The 18855-nt window shown below is 67.0% G+C and carries 16 protein-coding genes and 4 pseudogenes; 11 read left to right on the top strand and 9 right to left on the bottom strand.

Annotated elements, in window-relative coordinates; translation table 11 throughout:
* The first annotated feature begins 1220 nt into the window (after positions 1-1220).
* Positions 1221-2147, top strand: a complete 927-nt coding sequence (gene lnt, locus NI18_RS13820) for an apolipoprotein N-acyltransferase (RefSeq protein ID WP_084215208.1) — start codon at positions 1221-1223, stop codon at positions 2145-2147.
* 72 nt (positions 2148-2219) lie between these two features.
* Positions 2220-3437: a methionine adenosyltransferase gene (gene metK / locus NI18_RS13815; protein ID WP_037530583.1), complete on the top strand. Its 1218-nt coding sequence runs from the start codon at positions 2220-2222 to the stop codon at positions 3435-3437.
* 239 nt (positions 3438-3676) lie between these two features.
* On the opposite strand, the gene NI18_RS13810 is transcribed toward metK, so the two are convergent.
* The 4 genes from NI18_RS13810 to NI18_RS13795 all read right to left on the bottom strand — a co-directional run bounded on the left by NI18_RS13810 (position 3677) and on the right by NI18_RS13795 (position 6565).
* Entirely contained in the window at positions 3677-4639 is a 963-nt protein-coding gene (locus NI18_RS13810) for an AI-2E family transporter (RefSeq protein WP_347574859.1), read from the bottom strand.
* Between the two features lie 91 nt (positions 4640-4730).
* A complete protein-coding gene (locus tag NI18_RS13805; protein ID WP_042466252.1) occupies positions 4731-5015 on the bottom strand; it encodes a hypothetical protein in 285 nt (94 codons plus the stop codon).
* 33 nt (positions 5016-5048) lie between these two features.
* Entirely contained in the window at positions 5049-5717 is a 669-nt protein-coding gene (locus NI18_RS13800) for a phosphatase PAP2 family protein (RefSeq protein ID WP_084215210.1), read from the bottom strand.
* A 2-nt stretch (positions 5718-5719) separates the two neighbouring features.
* A complete protein-coding gene (locus NI18_RS13795; protein WP_037530580.1) occupies positions 5720-6565 on the bottom strand; it encodes a formate/nitrite transporter family protein in 846 nt (281 codons plus the stop codon).
* 65 nt (positions 6566-6630) lie between these two features.
* Between NI18_RS13795 and trmB the strand changes: the two genes are divergently transcribed.
* Positions 6631-7311 carry a tRNA (guanosine(46)-N7)-methyltransferase TrmB gene (gene trmB, locus NI18_RS13790; RefSeq protein ID WP_037530578.1) on the top strand — a complete coding sequence of 227 codons (681 nt, stop codon included), beginning with the start codon at positions 6631-6633 and terminating at the stop codon, positions 7309-7311.
* A gap of 183 nt (positions 7312-7494) precedes the next feature.
* Here trmB and NI18_RS27105 read toward each other — a convergent pair.
* Positions 7495-8088 (bottom strand): annotated as a pseudogene (locus NI18_RS27105) (GNAT family N-acetyltransferase); the annotation flags it as partial.
* 429 nt (positions 8089-8517) lie between these two features.
* Here NI18_RS27105 and NI18_RS13780 point away from each other — a divergent pair.
* The 4 genes and pseudogenes from NI18_RS13780 (at position 8518) to NI18_RS13765 (ending at position 11478) form a co-directional block, all read left to right on the top strand.
* Entirely contained in the window at positions 8518-8994 is a 477-nt protein-coding gene (locus NI18_RS13780) for a DUF2721 domain-containing protein (RefSeq protein WP_031440529.1), read from the top strand.
* On the top strand, positions 8991-9404 hold the full coding sequence (locus NI18_RS13775; RefSeq protein ID WP_037530576.1) for a DUF4345 domain-containing protein: 414 nt from the start codon (positions 8991-8993) through the stop codon (positions 9402-9404). Before NI18_RS13780 ends, NI18_RS13775 begins: the two co-directional genes overlap by 4 nt.
* A gap of 39 nt (positions 9405-9443) precedes the next feature.
* Positions 9444-10639: pseudogene (locus NI18_RS13770) on the top strand (acetyl-CoA C-acyltransferase).
* 167 nt (positions 10640-10806) lie between these two features.
* On the top strand, positions 10807-11478 hold the full coding sequence (locus NI18_RS13765) for a peptidylprolyl isomerase (RefSeq protein ID WP_037530574.1): 672 nt from the start codon (positions 10807-10809) through the stop codon (positions 11476-11478).
* Positions 11479-11481: 3 nt separating this feature from the next.
* Here NI18_RS13765 and NI18_RS13760 read toward each other — a convergent pair.
* The 3 genes and pseudogenes from NI18_RS13760 to NI18_RS13750 all read right to left on the bottom strand — a co-directional run bounded on the left by NI18_RS13760 (position 11482) and on the right by NI18_RS13750 (position 15310).
* A pseudogene (locus NI18_RS13760) lies at positions 11482-12835 on the bottom strand (dihydrolipoamide acetyltransferase family protein).
* 104 nt (positions 12836-12939) lie between these two features.
* Positions 12940-13946, bottom strand: a pseudogene (locus NI18_RS13755) (alpha-ketoacid dehydrogenase subunit beta).
* Positions 13947-14002: 56 nt separating this feature from the next.
* Positions 14003-15310 carry a thiamine pyrophosphate-dependent enzyme gene (locus tag NI18_RS13750; protein ID WP_037530587.1) on the bottom strand — a complete coding sequence of 436 codons (1308 nt, stop codon included), beginning with the start codon at positions 15308-15310 and terminating at the stop codon, positions 14003-14005.
* Positions 15311-15505: 195 nt separating this feature from the next.
* Here NI18_RS13750 and NI18_RS25095 point away from each other — a divergent pair, with 195 nt between their 5' ends.
* On the top strand, positions 15506-15853 hold the full coding sequence (locus tag NI18_RS25095) for a hypothetical protein (RefSeq protein WP_037530572.1): 348 nt from the start codon (positions 15506-15508) through the stop codon (positions 15851-15853).
* Positions 15854-15865: 12 nt separating this feature from the next.
* Here the strand turns inward: NI18_RS25095 and NI18_RS13740 are convergent, their stop codons facing one another.
* Positions 15866-16882 (bottom strand): fumarylacetoacetate hydrolase family protein, encoded by a 1017-nt coding sequence (locus NI18_RS13740; protein WP_037530570.1) that lies wholly within the window; start codon positions 16880-16882, stop codon positions 15866-15868.
* 156 nt (positions 16883-17038) lie between these two features.
* Here NI18_RS13740 and gloB point away from each other — a divergent pair, with 156 nt between their 5' ends.
* The 3 genes from gloB to NI18_RS13725 are packed head-to-tail and all read left to right on the top strand — an operon-like array spanning position 17039 to position 18589.
* Positions 17039-17767, top strand: a complete 729-nt coding sequence (gloB, locus tag NI18_RS13735; RefSeq protein ID WP_037530568.1) for a hydroxyacylglutathione hydrolase — start codon at positions 17039-17041, stop codon at positions 17765-17767.
* 49 nt (positions 17768-17816) lie between these two features.
* The gene (locus NI18_RS13730) at positions 17817-18224 is read left to right on the top strand and encodes a hypothetical protein (protein WP_156360474.1); all 408 of its coding nucleotides are present in this window, start codon (positions 17817-17819) and stop codon (positions 18222-18224) included.
* Positions 18225-18226: 2 nt separating this feature from the next.
* A complete protein-coding gene (locus NI18_RS13725) occupies positions 18227-18589 on the top strand; it encodes a hypothetical protein (protein WP_037530564.1) in 363 nt (120 codons plus the stop codon).
* The last annotated feature ends 266 nt before the right edge of the window (positions 18590-18855 follow it).

Here is an 18855-nt window from a genome sequence, read left to right as displayed (position 1 = left end):
ATTCCGGATTGGCCTTCCAGGACCGGTTAACCGGTTAAGGCCTTGGTTAACCAATTCCGGAATTCCGGAATTGGCCTTCCAAGGAACCGGTTAACCGGTTAAGGCCTTGGTTAACCAATTCCGGAATTCCGGAATTGGCCTTCCAAGGAACCGGTTAACCGGTTAAGGCCTTGGTTAACCAATTCCGGAATTCCGGAATCGGTTAAGGCCTTGGTTACTCATTCCGGATTCCGGAATTGGCCTTCCAAGGAACCGGTTAACCGGTTAAGGCCTTGGTTAACCAATTCCGGAATTCCGGAATTGGCCTTCCAAGGAACCGGTTAACCGGTTAAGGCCTTGGTTAACCAATTCCGGAATTCCGGAATTGGCCTTCCAAGGAACCGGTTAACCGGTTAAGGCCTTGGTTAACCAATTCCGGAATTCCGGAATTGGCCTTCCAGGAACCGGTTAACCGGTTAAGGCCTTGGTTACCAATTCCGGATTCCGGAATTGGCCTTCCAAGGAACCGGTTAACCGGTTAAGGCCTTGGTTAACCAATTCCGGAATTCCGGAATTGGCCTTCCAAGGAACCGGTTAACCGGTTAAGGCCTTGGTTAACCAATTCCGGAATTCCGGAATTGGCCTTCCAAGGAACCGGTTAACCGGTTAAGGCCTTGGTTAACCAATTCCGGAATTCCGGAATTGGCCTTCCAAGGAACCGGTTAACCGGTTAAGGCCTTGGTTAACCAATTCCGGAATTCCGGAATTGGCCTTCCAAGGAACCGGTTAACCGGTTAAGGCCTTGGTTAACCAATTCCGGAATTCCGGAATTGGCCTTCCAAGGAACCGGTTAACCGGTTAAGGCCTTGGTTAACCAATTCCGGAATTCCGGAATTGGCCTTCCAAGGAACCGGTTAACCGGTTAAGGCCTTGGTTAACCAATTCCGGAATTCCGGAATTGGCCTTCCAAGGAACCGGTTAACCGGTTAAGGCCTTGGTTAACCAATTCCGGAATTCCGGAATTGGCCTTCCAAGGAACCGGTTAACCGGTTAAGGCCTTGGTTAACCAATTCCGGAATTCCGGAATTGGCCTTCCAAGGAACCGGTTTAACGCGCGGTTATGGGCCCTTTGGGTTTAAACCCAAATTTCCCGGGAAATTTCCCGGGAAATTTGGGCCCTTTCCCAAAGGGAAACCCGGGTTTAAACCCGGGTTTAAAGGGCCCTTTGGGTTTAAACCCAAATTTCCCGGGAAATTTCCCGGGAAATTTGGGCCCTTTCCCAAAGGGCCGCCCGCGTCGTCCAGCCCGATATCGGCCAGGAGGATCGCAGCGAATCGGACGGCGAACGCGTGCTGTCCGCGCTCGAAAAGCTGTCGGGCACGCCCGGCGCCACCCCCCGCCTCGTCGTCTGGCCGGAGGGGGTGGTGCGCGACTATCTCGAGGATGGCTATCCCTTCTACGCCTATGACTGGTCGAGCCCGGCCTATCTGCGCCGCCGGATCGCGCGGCTGCTCGGCCCCGACGACATATTGCTGACCGGCGGCACGTCGCTGTCGTTCGACCAAGAGGACCGGATCGCGGGCGCGACCAATTCGGTGTTCGCGATCGACGCACAGGCGCGGCTGCGCGGTCGCTACGACAAGGCGCATCTCGTCCCCTACGGCGAATATCTGCCGATGCCGTGGCTGCTCAAACCGCTCGGGCTCGCGCGGCTCGTCCCGGGCGACATCGACTTTACCTCGGGCGAGGGGCCGGGCAACCTGACGCTCGCGGGCTTCGGGTCGATCGGCATCCAGATCTGCTACGAGATCATCTTCTCAGGCCAGACGGTCGACCGCGCGCACCGCCCGCGGCTGTTGTTCAACCCCTCGAACGACGCCTGGTTCGGCAGCTGGGGCCCGCCGCAGCATCTCGCCCAGGCGCGGATGCGCGCGATCGAGGAGGGGCTGCCGATCGTCCGCGCGACCCCGACCGGCATCTCCGCGATCATCGCCGCGGACGGTCGCCTGCTCGCCACCGTCGCGCATGAAACCGCGGGCGCGGCCGAGCTGCCGATGCCGCCCGCGCTGCCGGTGACGCTGTTTGCGCGGCTCGGCAATCTGGCGGCGGGGCTGGTCATGGCGGCGATGATCGCCTTGGCCGTTGCCCTGCGCCGCCGCGAACGCTAGAAGGACATATAAAGCTTTCCTTATATGATGCTCCGCGGTGTCCCACCGCCGGGCCTTTTGCGAAGAGGTTTCATGCGCAAGTCCTTTCTCTTCACCTCCGAGTCGGTCTCCGAAGGCCATCCCGACAAGGTCGCCGACCAGATCAGCGACACGATCGTCGACCTGTTCCTCGCCAAGGATCCCGAGGCACGCATCGCCTGCGAGACGTTGACGACCACGCAGCTCGTCGTCCTCGCCGGCGAGATCCGCGGCAAGGGCATCTATGAGAACGACCAGTGGGCCGATGGCGTGCTCGACGAGATCGAGGCCGCCGTCCGCAACACCGTCAAGGAAATCGGCTACGAGCAGTCGGGCTTCCACTGGAACGAGTTCCGTTTCGAGAACAACCTCCACGGCCAGTCCGCAGAGATCGCGATGGGCGTCGACGAGAGCGGCAACAAGGACGAGGGTGCCGGCGACCAGGGCATCATGTTCGGCTATGCGACCGACGAGACGCCCGGCCTGATGCCCGCGACGCTCTACTACAGCCACAAGATCCTCGAGCGGATGGCCGCCGATCGCCATTCGGGCGCAGCCCCGTTCCTCGAGCCCGACGCCAAGAGCCAGGTGACGCTCGCCTATGAGAACGAGAAGCCGGTCCGCGCGACCGCGCTCGTCGTCTCGACCCAGCACGCACCGGGCTATTCGGAAAAGGGCAAGAACCCCGATCCGGCCAAGTACGCCGAGCTGCGTGACTATGTCATGGGCGTGTTCACCGACGTGCTGCCCGCGGGCTTCATCTCGGACGAGACCGCGATCTACATCAACCCGACCGGCGCGTTCGAGATCGGTGGCCCCGACGGCGACGCCGGCGTCACCGGCCGCAAGATCATCGTCGACACGTACGGCGGCGCAGCCCCGCATGGCGGCGGCGCGTTCTCGGGCAAGGATCCGACCAAGGTCGATCGCTCGGCCGCTTACGTCGCACGCTATCTGGCGAAGAACGTCGTCGCCGCCGGGCTCGCCCGCCGCTGCACGATCCAGCTGAGCTACGCGATCGGCATCGCCGAGCCGCTGTCGGTCTATGTCGACACGCACGGCACCGGCACGGTAGAAGAGGCCAGGCTCGAGGCGGTCCTGCCCAAGCTCGTCCGCCTGACGCCCAAGGGCATCCGCGAGCACCTCAAGCTCAACGCGCCGATCTACAAGAAGACCGCGGCGTACGGCCATTTCGGCCGCGAGCCCGAGGGTGACAGCTTCACCTGGGAGCGCACCGATCTGGTCGACAAGCTGAAGGCCGCAACCGCCTGACGCACTTCGCCGAATAGATGATACAGAAAAGCCTCCCCCGGACCGTCCGGGGGAGGCTTTTTCATGTCCGCTACGCCGGATCGGAAACGATCAGCCGGGCGCCGACCGGTCGGTCCCCGCCGCGTCGCCGACCAGCGGCGCGCTCGCGCGCTGCCGATGCCGCTGCTCGGTCAGGATCTGCCACGACGCCAGGAACAGCGCCGCGACCAGCGGCCCGACGACGATACCGCTCAGGCCGATCAGCTCGATCCCGCCCAGCGTCTGACCAGCACGACGAAATCGGGGATTCCCGTGTCGCGCCCGACCAGGATCGGTCGCAGGATATTGTCCGCCATGCCGATCACGACGACGCCCGAGATGATCACCACCAGCCCCTGCCAGATCGCGGTGGTCGCGAGCAGATAGACCGCGACCGGAACCCAGACGATCGCCGGCCCGAGCGCGGGCAGCAGCGAGGTCAGCGCCATCAGCAGGCCCCAGAGCAGGGCCGCGGGCAGCCCGACGATCCAGAAGGTCGCCGCGCCCAGCCCGCCCTGGACGAGCGCGACGATCACCGTGCCCTTGATCGTCGCACGCACGACCGACACGAACTTGTCGACCAGCGCGGCGGTCACCGACCGCTCGAGCGGCAGCGCGTCGCAGATCTTCGGCCCGATCGTCTCGCCGTCGCGCAGTAGGAAGAACATCACGTACAGCGCGATACCAAAGGCGAGCAGGAAGGCGGCGGCGTTGCGCCCGATCGACAGCGCCTGGCTGGCGATGGTCCGCACGCTGTTGCCCATCGTCTGCGACAGTCGCGCCTGGATCCGCTCGATCGAATCGAACCCGGCCTTGTCGAGCAGCGTCTGCAGGCGCGTCGGCAACGCATCATGCACCTGGTTGAAATAGGCGGCGAAATTGATCTCGCCATTCTGGATGCGGGTATAGACCGTGCCCGCCTGGTCGACGATCATCCCGCCGATGATCATGCTCGGCACGACGACCGCGAACAGGATGATCAGCAGCGTCAGCGCAGCGGCGGTGTTGCGACGCGTCGGCATCCGCTCCAGCAGGCGCTGGAACAGCGGCTGGAACAGGATCGCGGCGAGCGCGGCCCACAACAGCGCCAGGGCGTACGACCAGACGACCACGACGAGCGCGATCGTGATCACCACCAGGAATATCAGGAATCCGCCCGTTTCGAGCCGGCGCCGGTTGATCATCATGCATCCCCCCCAACATCGTCGGTCGGCCCCAGGCGCCGCCGACGATACCGCCCCCCGCCCGAATCGGCGGGGACGGGCATCATTGTACTTAGCGCAGTGCGGCGCTGCCGTTGACGAGGGCCGCCTTCTGCTCGTTCGACATCGCGGCAGCGTTCACATCCGCGTCGTCGACCGCCTCGCCCTGCTTCTCGCCCTGATCGCGAACCGCCTCGGCGCGATCCTCGAGATTGTCGGCAGCCGCCTCGAGCGCGTCGGCGCGGTTTTCCGCGGCGCCTTCGACCTGGCTGCCCAGCTTGTCGTCACCCTTGCCGCCACAGGCTGCGAGCGGAATGGTCAGCGTTGCGAGCATGAGCGCGGTAGCAATGGTCTTCATGTATAAATCCCTCTTGTGAGGCCATCCAAACCGTCACGCAGGCGGAACGGTTCCCTCGGCCCCGTTCGGCACTGTCGCGGGATCGTGATCCGCGGATATTTGCGTGTTTTCAGTGACATGCTCGACGACCGGCGCGACACGGTCGAACAGTGCGCTGACCGCCGCCTCGGCGATCCAGCCGACCGCCGCGCCGACGACCAGGTCGGACAGATAATGCTTGCCGTTGACCGGCTGTGCCGCCGCCACCGCGACCGTCGCGAGCGCCGACGGCATCGCCGCACCGTCGATATCGCGCGACGCCGCACGCGCGACCGCGACCGCGCCTGCGGTATGACCCGAGGGGAAGGACGTCTGCTTGTGATCGTCGCTGTCGCCCGTCTCGAACCGCGCCTTGCCGGTGTCGAGCGCATGGCCCGGCCGCGTCCGGTCGACCGAATGCTTGATCACCGATTTCGCCGCGGTCGCCGCCAGATGCGAGGCGAGCATTCGCGCACCGCCGCGGATCAGGTCGGGCCGCCGCGCGACCAGCCCGATCACCAGCGTGCCGATCGACGTCGCGATCAGCTGCGGCTGGTCGGCAACCTCGGCGAGAAAGCCGGTCGCCTTCACCACCGGCGCATCGCGGTGTTCGGCCAGCTTGTAGGTCGCCTTGCGGTCGGCCTCGGCGATCTTGGCCGCCGCACTCTTGCTCTTGCCCGTCATCATCAGTCCTTCTGTCGCATTTCGCCGCGCACCTGCGCATGCGCCAGCAGCGCGAACACCCCCGCACCACCGACGAGATTCCCCATGATCGCCGGCAGCAACAGTCCGGCAAAGGTCCGGACCAGATCGACATGCCCGGTGAACAGCAGCAGGAACGCCTCGTCCGATCCGACGATCGAATGGCTGAACCCGCCGATCGCCACCACATAGGTCACCGCGAAGATCACCATGAACGCCTCGCCGCGCGCATTGGGCAGCGACCAGGCGAGGATCGCGATCATGAACCCCGCCGGGATCGCGTTGACGAACGTCGCCCAGGCGCCAAGCTCGGTGATCCGCATCGACACCGCGATCATCGCTTCGCGCAGCTCCGCCCCGCCGAGCACACCGCCCGCGATCGCCGCCGCGGTCAGCGCGGTGCCAAGCAGGTTGGCGCCCAACACGATGCCCCACAGCCGCAACGTCCGCCGCAGCGCCCAGCGCGACGGCTTGGTCACCAGCGGCAGCATCGCGCTGATCGTGCTCTCGGTGAACAATTGCATCCGACCGAGAATGACGACCAGGAACCCCGCCGGATAGCCGAGCGACACGACCAGCTCGCGCCACGGCGTATCGGGCAGCGCGGCGTGGAGCGCACCCTCGGCGACCAGCGACGCGGTGATCGCCAGCCCCGCCGCGAGCGCGGAGAAGAACAGCGAGACCCCCGGGCGCGAGAGTTCCTCCTCGCCCGCCTCGCGCACCGCGCGGTGGAGATCGCCCGCGTCCGCCGCCTTCAGGTCCTCGACGTCCTGCTCGGCCCCCTCGGGTGCGGACCCGGTGTCCGACGTGGTGGTGCTGTTTTCGGCCATTACGGCCTTGTAACGGACCGCTACGTGCTTTGCTCCCGCGCAATCGACCGCTAGAGCGCGCGGCGATGAACGATCCCGCCACCATTCGCCGCCTCTATGGCCGTCGCCAGGGCCACAAGCTTCGCCAGGGCCAGTCCGCGCTCGTCGAGGAGATGCTTCCGCGTCTGTCGGTTCCCGAGACGGGGATCGTCGACGCCGCGACCCTGTTCGGCGACGACCGTCCGCTGCATGTCGAGATCGGCTTCGGCGCGGGCGAACATCTCGCCGGCCAGGCCGCGGCCAATCCGGATGTGGGCTTCATCGGCTGCGAACCGTTCCTCAACGGCGTCGTCGGCGCGCTCGGCCATATCCGCGACGGCGGGCTGACCAATGTGCGGCTCTATATGGGCGACGCGCTCGAGGTGATCGAGCGGCTGCCCGATGCCAGCCTCGACCGGCTCTACCTCCTCCACCCCGATCCCTGGCGCAAGGCGCGCCACGCCAAGCGGCGGATGGTCAATCACGGTCCGCTCGACACGATCGCCGCCAAGCTGAAGCCGGGTGCCGAATTCCGGCTCGGCACCGACGATCCGACCTATTGCCGCTGGTCGATGATGATCATGGACCAGCGCCGCGACTTCACCTGGCAGGCGCGCACCCCGCAAGACTTCCTGACCCGCCCCGACGACTGGCCCGAGACGCGCTACGAGCGGAAAGCCCGGCGCCAGGGCCATGAGGTATGGTATTTCCGCTATATCCGCGACTAGCGCCCGCCGCTGCGCCGCCACCAGCCGGCCAGCGCGCGACCCGCAATCGCGGGCAGCCCGGGCCTGAGCAACAGCCAGTCGCGGATCGGTGCGCCCTCCGCCGCGCCGATCACCCGCTTGTAGCCGCTGTCGCCCGCGCCCCCAGTCGACCCTGGTCGCGCCGCGTGCCATCGCCGCGACCAGGTTGCGCCAGTAGAGCAGCTTGCCCGGCGAATGCTTGGCGAAACGCGGGTCGTAGCTGTTGGCGATCGCGTAGATCAGCGCCCCCGTGTCGATGTCGAACGAGAAGGCGGCGGGCACGCCGTCGACGCGGAGCAGCGCCGCGCGGAACATCCCCGCCAGCACCGGATCGACCGCCGCCGCCTGCCAGAAGGCGAGATGCCCGTCGGTCGTGAATTTCATGTCGCGGCGATCGGTCTCCTTGTCGACCCAGCTCGTCTGCTCGACCGCACCCAGATCGGCGAACCGCGCCGGCCAGTCCGCCCCCGCCAGCGCCTGCCAGTCGAGCGCGCCATGCTCGGCCAGATGCTTTTCGTGAAAGCGGTTCTTGCGCAGCGTCGAGTTGCGCGGCCAGCGCTCGCCATCGACGCTCGGCACGAGGTCGAGCACCCAGGCGTCGCCGAGGTGCCGGTCGATCGCGCACCAGCCCGCCGCCCGCGCGCTCGCGATCAGCGCGTCCGCCGCCGGATCGCGTCCTGAACTGGGCCGATCCGCAGGCCGTTGCACTGCGCGGATAGCCGCGCAGCGCCGCCGCGCGTGCTGCCTCGCTTGCCCCATCGCCATGCCGAAACTGCGGAACGGCCAGTAGCAGCCCGGCGACCGTCGCCAGCCGCAGCCAGGCCGGGCCGAGCGCGACGAACGGCAACGCGATCGCCGCGACGCCGTCCTCCTCGACCACCAGCGTCTTCGCGCGGCCGCCATAGGCGCTCAGCGCGGCCGCATACCAGCCATAGCGCAGGAACCGGTGGCTCGGCGCCGCGCGCGCGGCGACCGCGTCGATCGCGATGCTCAGGCCCTCGACCACGCTTGCCTGCGCGCTAGGCGGCACCGGCACGCGGTCGGACAGGAGCATCGGCTTCGACATCGCACGCCCCCTAGCAGCAATCCCTTACCAGGTAGTGCAGGATCGCACCGGGCGCCGCGGGGCTTCAGGGCGGGGGCGGGATTGGCTTCCCTCCGGCGCGGTTATTCCGCATGATGATCAGGATGATACCCCTTCCCGCCGTTTCGACGATCGCGCAGACGATCCAGCTGTCGCTTGCGCCCGTCTTCATGCTCGCGGGCATCGGCCAGCTGCTCAACGTGCTCGCCGGTCGCCTCTCGCGCGTCATCGACCGCGCCCGCCAGCTCGAAAAGCTCCATCCCAGCAGCGCGGGGCCCGAACGCATCCGCCATATCTGGGAGTTGCGGCTGCTCGACCGGCGGATGACGATCATCAACGCCTCGCTCTTCCTCGCGGTGTCGAGCGCGATCATGACCTGTATCGTCATCGCGCTGCTGTTCATCGCCGAACTCGCCAAGCTGCACTTCGGGACCTATGTCGCGGTCTCGTTCATCCTTGCGATGATCCTGCTGATCGCCGCCTTTGCCAGCTTCATGATCGAGGTCCGGATCTCGCTGGTCGCCTTCCGCATCCGCCCCGAACTGCTCGACAACCCCGAACTGCTCGACAAGCTGACATGACGCTCGAACACCGCCTGCTGCAGGGCGTCGTCGCGATCGCCTGCCTCCTGCCGCTGCTCGTCGGCGGTCAGGGGATCGTCCACGGCCCCGCGCCGTTCGGCCACCTCGCCGACGTGCCCCGCGATCTCGACAGCCATTTCCGCTATATCTCGGGCATCTTCTTCGCGACCGGGCTCGGCTTCCTCAGCTGTATCCCACATATCGAGACCAAGGGCCCGCGCTTCCGGCTGCTCGGCGCGCTGATCGTGGTCGGCGGCTTCGCGCGGCTCGTCTCGCTGATCGATGTCGGCATGCCGTCGCGCGGGCATGTGCTGGGGCTCGGCATGGAAATCCTCGTCGTACCGCTGCTGATGCTCTGGCAGGCGCGCCTCGCCCGCCGGGCTCTTTCCAACGCCGGACCGAATCCCTAGACGACGCTTGACCATACCCGGTCCTCGAAAGGTCCAAGCATGCGTGAAGCCGCCATCGTCTCGACTGCCCGTACCGCCATCGGCAAAGCCTATCGCGGCGCGTTCAACGCGACCGAGGCACCGGTGCTCGGCGGACACGTCATGAACGCGGCGGTCGAGCGCGCCGGGATCGACCCCGCGCGCATCGACGAGGTGTTCTGGGGCGTCGGCAACCAATGGGGGACGCAGGGCGGCAATGCCGGACGCATGGCGCTCTTCGCCGGCGGCCTGCCCGAATCGGTCCCCGCGGTCACGCTTGACCGCAAATGCGGCTCGGGACTGACCGCGGTCGCGCTCGCTGCCCGCACGATCATCTGCGACGAGGCCGATGTCGCGCTGGCGGGCGGGATGGAATCGATCAGCTACACCGTGACCAAGGACGCGCCGCGCTACGTCAACCAGAGCGTCACCGCGCGCGAGCCCGCCGCCTATATCCCGATGATCGAGACCGCCGAGATCGTCGCGCGCAAATACGGCATCAGCCGCGAGGCGCAGGACGCCTATGCCGCGATGAGCCAGCAGCGCGCCGCCGCCGGCCTCGCGAGCGGCGCGTTCGCCGAGGAGATCGTCCCGATCACCGTCGAGAAGGCGCTGTTCGACAAGCAGGCGCGCGCACCGGCAGCGAGCGCGTCACGCTGAGCCAGGACGAGGGGATCCGCGCGGGCACTACCGCCGAGGCGCTCGCCGGGCTCAAGACCGTCTGGCCGGGCGGCGATTTCTCCAGCCCGGGGACCAGCGTCACCGCGGGCAATGCCAGCCAGCTGTCCGACGGCGCGTCCGCACAGCTGCTGATGGACCGCCGGACCGCGGAGGCCGAGGGCAAGGAGATCCTCGGCATCTATCGCGGCTTCCAGTCCGCGGGCTGCAATCCTGCCGAAATGGGCATCGGCCCGGTCTTCGCGATCCCCAAGCTGCTCGACCGCGCCGGGCTGACCGTCGCGGACATCGGCCTGTGGGAGCTGAACGAGGCGTTCGCGTCGCAATGCCTCTATTGCCGCGACCATCTCGGCATCGATCCCGAGCGGTACAACGTCAATGGCGGCGCGATCGCGGTCGGCCACCCCTTCGGCATGACCGGCTCGCGCCTCGTCGGCCACGCGCTGATCGAGGGCCGCAAGCGCGGCGTCCGCTATGTGGTGGTCTCGATGTGCACCGCCGGCGGCATGGGCGCCGCCGGCCTGTTCGAGATCGTCTGACGCGACGGGGGGCTGGGTAACCCCGCCCCCAACCCGTCATCCTGACGAAAGTCAGGACCCAGAGCCACACGCGCCGCACCCCGTTACCCTGGGTCCTGACTTTCGTCAGGATGACGGGACGTATACAGGGCCACCCCTGTTCAGAATGACAAGGTCGTGCCCCGCCTATGCGTTTCCTCTTCCTCCCGGCACTCGCGCTGCTGGCCGCCCCGGCCACCGCCGCCCCCCAGAAGCCCACCCCCGCGAAACCCGGCACCGTCCGCGTCCGCCTCACCACCTCGGAAGGCCCGATCACGCTCGCGCTCGACACGCGCCATGCCCCCAAGACCAGCGCGAACTTCCTCGCCTATGTCGATGACGGCCGCTTCGACGGCACCGATTTCTACCGCGCCGCGCGCAGCAAGAAGGCGCCGAAGTTCGGCTTCATCCAAGGCGGCATCCGCACCGACGCGCGGCGCATCCTGCCCGCCTTCCCGCTCGAGACGACGACGCAGACCGGCATCCGCCATCTCGATGCGACGATCTCGATGGCGCGCGGCAGCGAGCCCGGCTCGGCGGGCGGCAATTTCTTCATCACCATCGGCCCGACCCCCGCGATGGACGCGCGCCCGGGCTATCTCGGCTATGCGGCGTTCGGCCATGTCGTCGGCGGCATGGACACGGTCCGCCGCATCCTCGCCAAGCCGACCGGTGGCGGGCTCGACGCGTTCAAGGGCCAGATGATCCTCAACCGCGTCGCGCTGATCAGCGCAAAGCGGCTCGACGGCACGCCCCGCCCGACCAGCGGCCCGCGACCATGGCTGTTGAAGACGCGCCCCACCCCGCCACGGCCGCGCTGACCCTCAGTCCGCGAACAGCAGGACCGGCGTCTCGAGATACTTTTTCAGCCCCTGGACGAAGCTCGCCGCGTCCCAGCCATCGACGACGCGGTGGTCGCAGCTGATCGACAGGTTCATCAGCTTCGCACGGACCACCTCGTCGCCCCTAAACACCGGGCGTTCGACGATCTTGTTCGGCCCGATGATCGCGACCTCGGGCCGGTTGATCACCGGCGTCGTCGCGATCCCGCCGAGCGGCCCGAGCGAGGTGACGGTAATCGTGCCGCCACCCATCTCGTTCGGCGCGAGCTTGCCCGCACGCGCGGCTTCGGCGAGCCGCGTGATCTCGGTCGCGAGCTGCCAGACGTTGCGGTCCTGCGCGTCGCGGATCACGGGGACGGTCAGCCCCGCATCGGTCTGCGCCGCCATGCCCAGATGGATCGCCCCGTGCCGCGTCACCACGCCCGCCTCGTCGTCATAGCGCGCGTTGAGCATCGGGAAGTCAGGAATCGTCTTGCAAATCGCGACGATCATCAGCGGCAGCATCGTCAGCTTGGGCCGCCCGCCGCGATTGGCGTTCAGATCCGCACGCATCGCCTCCAGCGCAGTCACGTCGATCTCGTCGACATAGGTGAAATGCGGGATCGCGCGCTTCGACGCGGCCATGTTCTCGGCGATCTTGCGCCGCATGCCGATGACCTTGATCGGCTGGTCCGCGCGCGCCCGGCTCGCCCCCGGCGCCTGATAGCCCTGACCCGCGCCATACCGCAGATACGCGTCGAGATCGGCATGACGGACCCGGTCGGACTCGGTCTTCACCGACGCCAGATCAATCCCCAGATCCCGCGCCCGCGCGCGCACCGCGGGCGACGCCAGCGCATGCGCCTTGGCGGCAGCGACCTGCTCGTCACTCCCCCCCCGGCGAAGGCCGGGGTCCAGTTGGAGAGGTCGACGTAATAACGGACTGCGCATCGTTACCGGCGCCCCCCATTTGGGCCCCGGCCTCCGCCGGGGTGGTGGCGGTCGGCGTTTCGACCACCTCCTCAACCCCCGGATTCTCCGCCTCATACTGCTCCGCCGTCTCCGCCTGCGCCGCCGTCAACGGCGCCGCCACGACCTCGCCCCCGGCATCGACCGCATCCGTCTCGATCACCACCAGCGCGGCACCGATCGACACCTGATCCCCGACCTCGCCCGCCAGCTCGACGACGACGCCCGACACGGGCGACTCCATCTCGACCGTCGCCTTGTCGGTCATCATGTCCGCGACCGGCGAATCCTCCTCGACGCGGTCGCCGATCGCGACGTGCCATGCGACGATCTCGGCCTCCGAGATGCCTTCGCCGATATCCGGCAGTTTGAAGGTAAAGCGAGCCATCAGAAAATTCCGTTCGTTTCGAGCGAAGTCGAGAAACTTGTGTGAGGGATTCCGAAGGCTTCTCGACTGCGCTCGAAGCGAACGGGGGGTGGGTGAACGCATCATTATGCGTCCTTCATGATCTTCTTGAGGGCCTCGGTGATACGGACCGGCCCCGGGAAATAGGCCCATTCCAGACTGTGCGGGTAGGGCGTGTCAAACCCGGTCACGCGCTCGATCGGTGCCTCGAGATGGTAGAAGCACCGCTCCTGCACCAGCGCCGACAGCTCCGCGCCGAACCCGCTGGTCCGCGTCGCCTCGTGCACGATCATGCAGCGCCCGGTCTTCTTCACCGACGCCTCGATCGTCTCGATGTCGAGCGGGACGAGCGTGCGCAGGTCGACGATCTCGCGTCGATCCCCGTCTCGGCGATCACCGCCGCGCAGACATGCACCATCGTGCCGTAGGCGAGGATCGTCAGCGCCTCGCCGGCCCGGACGATCTTCGCCTTGCCGAGCTCGATCTTGTAGTACCCGTTCGGCACTTCGCCGGCCGGGTGCTTCGACCAGTTCTGCGACGGCCGATCCCAATAGCCGTCGAACGGTCCGTTATAGATGCGCTTGGGCTCGAAGAAGAGCGTCGGGTCATTGTCCTCGATCGCCGCGATCAGCAGGCCCTTCGCGTCATAGGGCGTCGACGGAATCACCGTCTTGATCCCCGACATGTGCGTGAACAGTCCCTCGGGGCTCTGGCTGTGCGTCTGCCCGCCGAAGATGCCGCCGCCGAACGGCGATCGCACCGTGATCGGCGAGGTGAACTCACCCGCCGAGCGATAGCGCAGCCGGGCGGCTTCGGACACGAGCTGGTCGAGCGCGGGATAGATGTAATCCGCGAACTGGATCTCGGGGACCGGGCGCAGCCCGTACGCGCCCATGCCGACCGCGACGCCGATGATCCCGCATTCGGTGATCGGCGTGTCGAACACGCGCGTCTTGCCGTGTTTCGCCTGCAACCCCGCGGTCGCGCGGAACACGCCGCCGAAATAGCCGACATCCTCGCCCATCACGATCACGTCGGGATCGCGCGTCATCATGATGTCCATGGCGGAATTGATCGCCTGGATCATGTTCATCCGGCTGGTTTCGCCGCCGTCCGCTGTTTCGGACCCGGGTGTCTCGATCATGTCGCTCATGCCTTGCGATCCCATGGACGGCCGCTTGCCGCCTCTTCATCGAGCATCTGCTGACGCTGCTCCTTCAGATGCCAGGGCAGCTCCTCGAACACGCCGTCGAACAGCGATTCGAGCGGCTGGTGCAGCCCGTGGCCGAGGATGCCGTTCTTCTCGGCCTCCTTCTGCGCGGCCTTGACCTGCTCGGCGAGCTCCTTGTCCTGCGCCGCGTGGCGCTCGTCGTCCCATTCGCCGATCGCGATCAGATGATCCTTCAGCCGCTTGATCGGGTCGCCGAGCGGCCATGCATTGGGCTCGCCCTCGCTGCGATACTGACCCGGATCGTCCGAGGTCGAATGGCCTTCCGCGCGATAGGTGAAATGCTCGATCAGCGTCGGCCCCTGGTTGGTCCGCGCCCGCTCGGCCGCCCATTCAGTGGCTGCGTACACGGCCAGCGCGTCGTTACCGTCGACTCGAAGCCCGGCAATGCCATAGCCAACCGCCCGCGCCGCAAACGTCGTCGCCTCAGCGCCCGCAAACCCGGAGAAGCTCGAAATCGCCCACTGGTTGTTGACGACGTTGAAGATCACCGGCGCGCGGTAGACCGCGGCAAAGGTGCACGCCGAATGGAAGTCGCCCTCCGCGGTCGATCCCTCGCCGCACCAGGTCGCCGCGATCCGCGTGTCGCCCTTCGCCGCTGACGCCATCGCCCAGCCCACGGCTTGCGGATATTGCGTCGTGAGGTTGCCCGAGATCGAGAAGAACCCGGCTTCCTTGACCGAATACATGATCGGCAGCTGCTTGCCGCCCAGCCTGTCCGCGGTGTTCGAATAGATCTGGTTCATCATGTCGACGAGGCTCCAGCCCCGCGCGATCAGCAACCCCTGCTGGCGGTAGGAGGGGAAGCACATGTCCTCGTAATCGAGCGCATAGGCCGCCGCGACCGCGACCGCCTCCTCGCCCAGCGCCTTCATGTAGAAGCTCGTCTTGCCCTGCCGCTGTGCGCGGAACATGCGTTCGTCGAACGCACGGAGCAGCGCCATGCTGCGCAGCATACGGCGCAGCATATCGGGCGAAAGCTTGGGATCCCACGGCCCCACCGCATGGCCCTCGTCGTCGAGAACGCGGACCAGCGTATAGGCGAGATCAGTGAAATCGCTCGCCTTGTCCGCGGTATCGGGGCGCCGCGCCTGCCCCGCGGGCGGCACGTCGACTTCGGCGAAATCGACCGGATCGCCGGGTCGAAACTTCGGTTCGGGCACATGCAGCGTCAATCCGGGTAGATTGCGCAGCGGCTCCGAATCGGCGCGAGGGTGCTCGCTGGCCATCGTCACTCCATCTCCATCGCCCGGCGGCGTACGCGCCGGATCGCTCTTCGCGGCCTTGTTATAAAATTTCAACGGCATTGGCGAGAGGGAGTTTTGCCCGGTTGCCGCATTCGCACAGGCGGCGTGCAACGCCGTGCGATCAATGCGATAGCATGAGCCTGCGGACGCGGGCGGACACGGGGGAGACAGGGCGACATGCTGCAGGACTGGGACGCCGTCGTCGCGATCGGATGCACGCTGCCGGGTGTCGAGCCGGGCACCAGTTACGGCCGGCCCGCACTCAGGTTCCGCGGCAAGACGCTCGCGTCCACCACCGCGCCCGATCCCGGCAGCTTCGTGCTCCATATCGGCCTCGACGAGAAGGACATCCTGCTCGACACCGACCCCGCGACCTTCTGGCAGACCGATCATTATGACGGCTGGCCGGCGGTGCTGGTCCGCTACGGCACCGGCGCGGGCGAGCGGATCGCGGATCTGCTCGCCCGCGCATGGTGGGACCGGGCTACCGCGGCTCAGCGCAAGGCCTATGGCGAGCGCCCCTAGCCGGGTCGCGCGCTACTCTACCGTCTGCTCGATCACCCCGAAGATCGGGCGATGCCGGTCGTCCTCCGCCCAGATCCGCACCGTGTCGCCCTTTTTCAGGAACGGGGTCACCGCCGCGCCGCCCGCGATCGTCTCGATCGTCCGCACTTCGGCCAGGCAGGAATAGCCGACCCCGCCCTCTGCGATCGGCTTGCCCGGCCCGCCATCCGCGCCGCGGTTCGACACCGTGCCCGACCCGACGATCGTCCCTGCGCCCAGCTTGCGCGTCTTGGCGGCGTGCGCGATCAGCGTGCCGAAATCGAACGTCATGTCCTCGCCCGCCTCGGCGCGGCCAAAGGGCTGGCCGTTCAGGTCGACCATCAGCTTGCGGTGCAGCTTGCCGTCCTGCCACCAGTCGCCGAGCGACTCGGGCGTCACGAACACGGGTGAAAACGCACTGGCGGGCTTCGACTGGAAGAAGCCGAACCCCTTGCCCAGCTCGGCCGGGATCAGGTTGCGCAGCGACACGTCGTTGGTCAGCCCGACCAATCGCACCGCCGCCAGCGCCTCGTCGCGGCTCGCGCCCATCGCCACGTCGCCGGTGACGACGACGACCTCGCCCTCCATGTCGCAGCCCCAGCTCTCGTCGGCGAGCGGGATCGGGTCGCGCGGCCCCAGAAACCCGTCCGACCCGCCCTGATACATCAGCGGATCGTGCCAGAAGCTGTCGGGCATCTCGGCGGCGCGCGCCTGCCGCACGAGCGCGACATGGTTCACATAGGCGGAGCCATCCGCCCACTGATAGGCGCGCGGCAAGGGCGACGCCGCGTCATGCTCGTGGAAGCGCCGCATCGGGATCATCTCGTGCTCGAGATCGGTCGACAGATTTTCGAGCATCGGCGCAAGCCGGTCCCAGTCGTCGAGCGCGGCCTGCAGCGTCGGAGCGATATGCGTCGCATCGGCATACCAGGCGAGGTCGTTCGACACGACGACGAGCCGGCCGTCACGGCCCCGGGCTGGATCTGCGTCCTTCAGGCTGGCCAGTTTCATTGCGGATCCTCTCAATGTTTTCACCACCCTCGCCCGCCCGCCGCCGGAAGTCGAGACCGACGGTCGCACGCGCATCCCGACCGCCCGCTCATGCGTTGTCCTTGCATCCCCCCCGACCCCGGCGCCACACCTGGCCACCGCCTTCGAAAGCCTGCCATGCCCCTCGACATCATCCGCGTGCCCGTCCTCAGCGACAATTACGCCTGGCTGATCCACGATCCCGACAGCGGCACCACGGTTGCGCTCGACCCGGGCGAGGCGGATCCAGTGATCGCCGCGGCGACCGCGCGCGGCTGGCGGATCGATCAGGTCTGGACGACGCACTGGCATCCCGATCACACCGGCGGCAACGCCGCGATCCGTGCTCGGGGCGCGACCGTCACCGGCCCCGCCGCCGAGGCCGCAAAGATCCCGACGCTCGACCGCAGCGTGACCGAGGGCGACGTCGTCATGCTCGGCGCGCACGCCGCGCAGGTGATGACCGTGCCCGGGCATACGCAGGGCCATATCGCCTTCCACTTCGCCGACGACGCGGTGATCTTCACCGGCGACACGCTGTTCGCGATGGGCTGCGGCCGGCTGTTCGAGGGCACGCCCGCCGACATGTTCGCCAACATGCAGCGCTACGCCACGCTGCCCGATGAGACGCGCGTCTATTGCGGCCATGAATATACCCAGTCGAACGGCCGCTACGCGCTGGTCGCCGAGCCCGACAATGCCGCGATCCGCGACCGGATGGCCGAGGTCGACGCGGCCCGCGCGCGCGGCGAGGCGACCGTGCCGACGACGATCGGGCTCGAGCGCGCGACCAATCCGTTTCTCCGCGCGACCTCGGCCGCCGAGCTCGGCGAACGCCGCGCGGCAAAGGATGCGTTCAAGGGCTGAATAGGCTATGCTGTACGCTTGGGGGCGCAAAGGAAACCGCATGCGCATCATGACACGCTTATCGCTGCTCTGCCTGACGATCGCCGCCACCGCCTGTACGGCGACCCCGCGCGAACAGGCGCAGATCGCGCAGCGCGAAACCGAAACGCAGCAAAAGCTCGCGACCGCGCTCAAGGGGCTGACCCCCGGCGAGCCGACCCTGTGCCTCAACGCCCTCGGCCAGAAACAGGTGACCAGCTACGGCTCGACGTTCCTCTACCGCGTCAATAACGGCACGATCTACCGGACCGAGACCAATGGCGGGTGCGGCGATCTCGACCGCAACATCCTGATCACGCGGACGCCCTCGGGCCAGCTCTGCCGCGGCGACATCGCCAACACGATCGACCGCGCCAGCCGCTTCCCCAGCGGCAGCTGCAGCTTCGGCGAATTCGTCCCCTATCGGAAGGTTCGGTGAGGATGCCGCGCTCCGGCCGGATCGCCGCCCTCGCCGCGCTTGCGCTGACGCTCGTCGCCGGCCGCGACGATCCGCTCGCGGGGCGCATCGCCGGCACGCCGGTCCGCTGCATCGGCATCGGCCTGGTCCAGGGACCGACGATCCTCGACGCGACCACCATCCTCTATCGCCAGTCGGGCAAGCGCGTCTGGCGCACCGGCCCGGTCGGCCCCTGTCCGCAATTGCGCCCGCAGTCGACGATCATCGTCGACATCTATGGCGGCCAGCTCTGCCGCAACGACCGGTTCCGGCTGATCGAACCCGGCCTGTCGATCCCCTCACCCTCCTGCCGCTTCACCGACTTCACCCCCTACGACAAACCCTGACGCCCGGCCGTCCCGGATGATATGTTGCATCATGGCAACAACCAGCCATCCAATTTTCCGCAGCTGCGAACATCTCCTTTTGATATGATACATCATTCGCGCTAGGCGGCAGCTCCGGGGGTTCAAGGAGCGTTTCTATGCGTAAGACTTTCATCGGGATCAGCGCGCTGGCGGTCTTCGCCGCGACCGCCGCGACCGCCCAGACCGACACGACGCCGACCGGCGCACCGGCCGATACGCCTGCCGCAGCCCCAGCCCCACGCCCC

Origin of the sequence: Sphingomonas sp. Ant20, assembly GCF_000783375.1 — a bacterium.
Classification (GTDB): domain Bacteria; phylum Pseudomonadota; class Alphaproteobacteria; order Sphingomonadales; family Sphingomonadaceae; genus Sphingomonas; species Sphingomonas aerolata.
Note: the sequence above shows the minus strand (reverse complement) of the source record. Positions and strands in the feature narration are given on the sequence as shown.

Excerpts from the sequence above, each read along its gene's own strand:
- NI18_RS13805 (WP_042466252.1), bottom strand. The coding sequence starts at position 5,015 with ATGAAGACCATTGCTACCGCGCTCATGCTCGCAACGCTGACCATTCCG.
- metK (WP_037530583.1), top strand. The coding sequence starts at position 2,220 with ATGCGCAAGTCCTTTCTCTTCACCTCCGAGTCGGTCTCCGAAGGCCAT.
- trmB (WP_037530578.1), top strand. The coding sequence starts at position 6,631 with ATGAACGATCCCGCCACCATTCGCCGCCTCTATGGCCGTCGCCAGGGC.
- NI18_RS13730 (WP_156360474.1), top strand. The coding sequence starts at position 17,817 with ATGACACGCTTATCGCTGCTCTGCCTGACGATCGCCGCCACCGCCTGT.
- NI18_RS13795 (WP_037530580.1), bottom strand. The coding sequence starts at position 6,565 with ATGGCCGAAAACAGCACCACCACGTCGGACACCGGGTCCGCACCCGAG.
- gloB (WP_037530568.1), top strand. The coding sequence starts at position 17,039 with ATGCCCCTCGACATCATCCGCGTGCCCGTCCTCAGCGACAATTACGCC.
- NI18_RS13775 (WP_037530576.1), top strand. The coding sequence starts at position 8,991 with ATGACGCTCGAACACCGCCTGCTGCAGGGCGTCGTCGCGATCGCCTGC.
- NI18_RS13765 (WP_037530574.1), top strand. The coding sequence starts at position 10,807 with ATGCGTTTCCTCTTCCTCCCGGCACTCGCGCTGCTGGCCGCCCCGGCC.
- NI18_RS13740 (WP_037530570.1), bottom strand. The coding sequence starts at position 16,882 with ATGAAACTGGCCAGCCTGAAGGACGCAGATCCAGCCCGGGGCCGTGAC.
- NI18_RS13810 (WP_347574859.1), bottom strand. The coding sequence starts at position 4,639 with ATGATCAACCGGCGCCGGCTCGAAACGGGCGGATTCCTGATATTCCTG.
- NI18_RS13800 (WP_084215210.1), bottom strand. The coding sequence starts at position 5,717 with ATGACGGGCAAGAGCAAGAGTGCGGCGGCCAAGATCGCCGAGGCCGAC.
- NI18_RS13750 (WP_037530587.1), bottom strand. The coding sequence starts at position 15,310 with ATGGCCAGCGAGCACCCTCGCGCCGATTCGGAGCCGCTGCGCAATCTA.
- NI18_RS13725 (WP_037530564.1), top strand. The coding sequence starts at position 18,227 with ATGCCGCGCTCCGGCCGGATCGCCGCCCTCGCCGCGCTTGCGCTGACG.
- NI18_RS25095 (WP_037530572.1), top strand. The coding sequence starts at position 15,506 with ATGCTGCAGGACTGGGACGCCGTCGTCGCGATCGGATGCACGCTGCCG.
- NI18_RS13780 (WP_031440529.1), top strand. The coding sequence starts at position 8,518 with ATGATACCCCTTCCCGCCGTTTCGACGATCGCGCAGACGATCCAGCTG.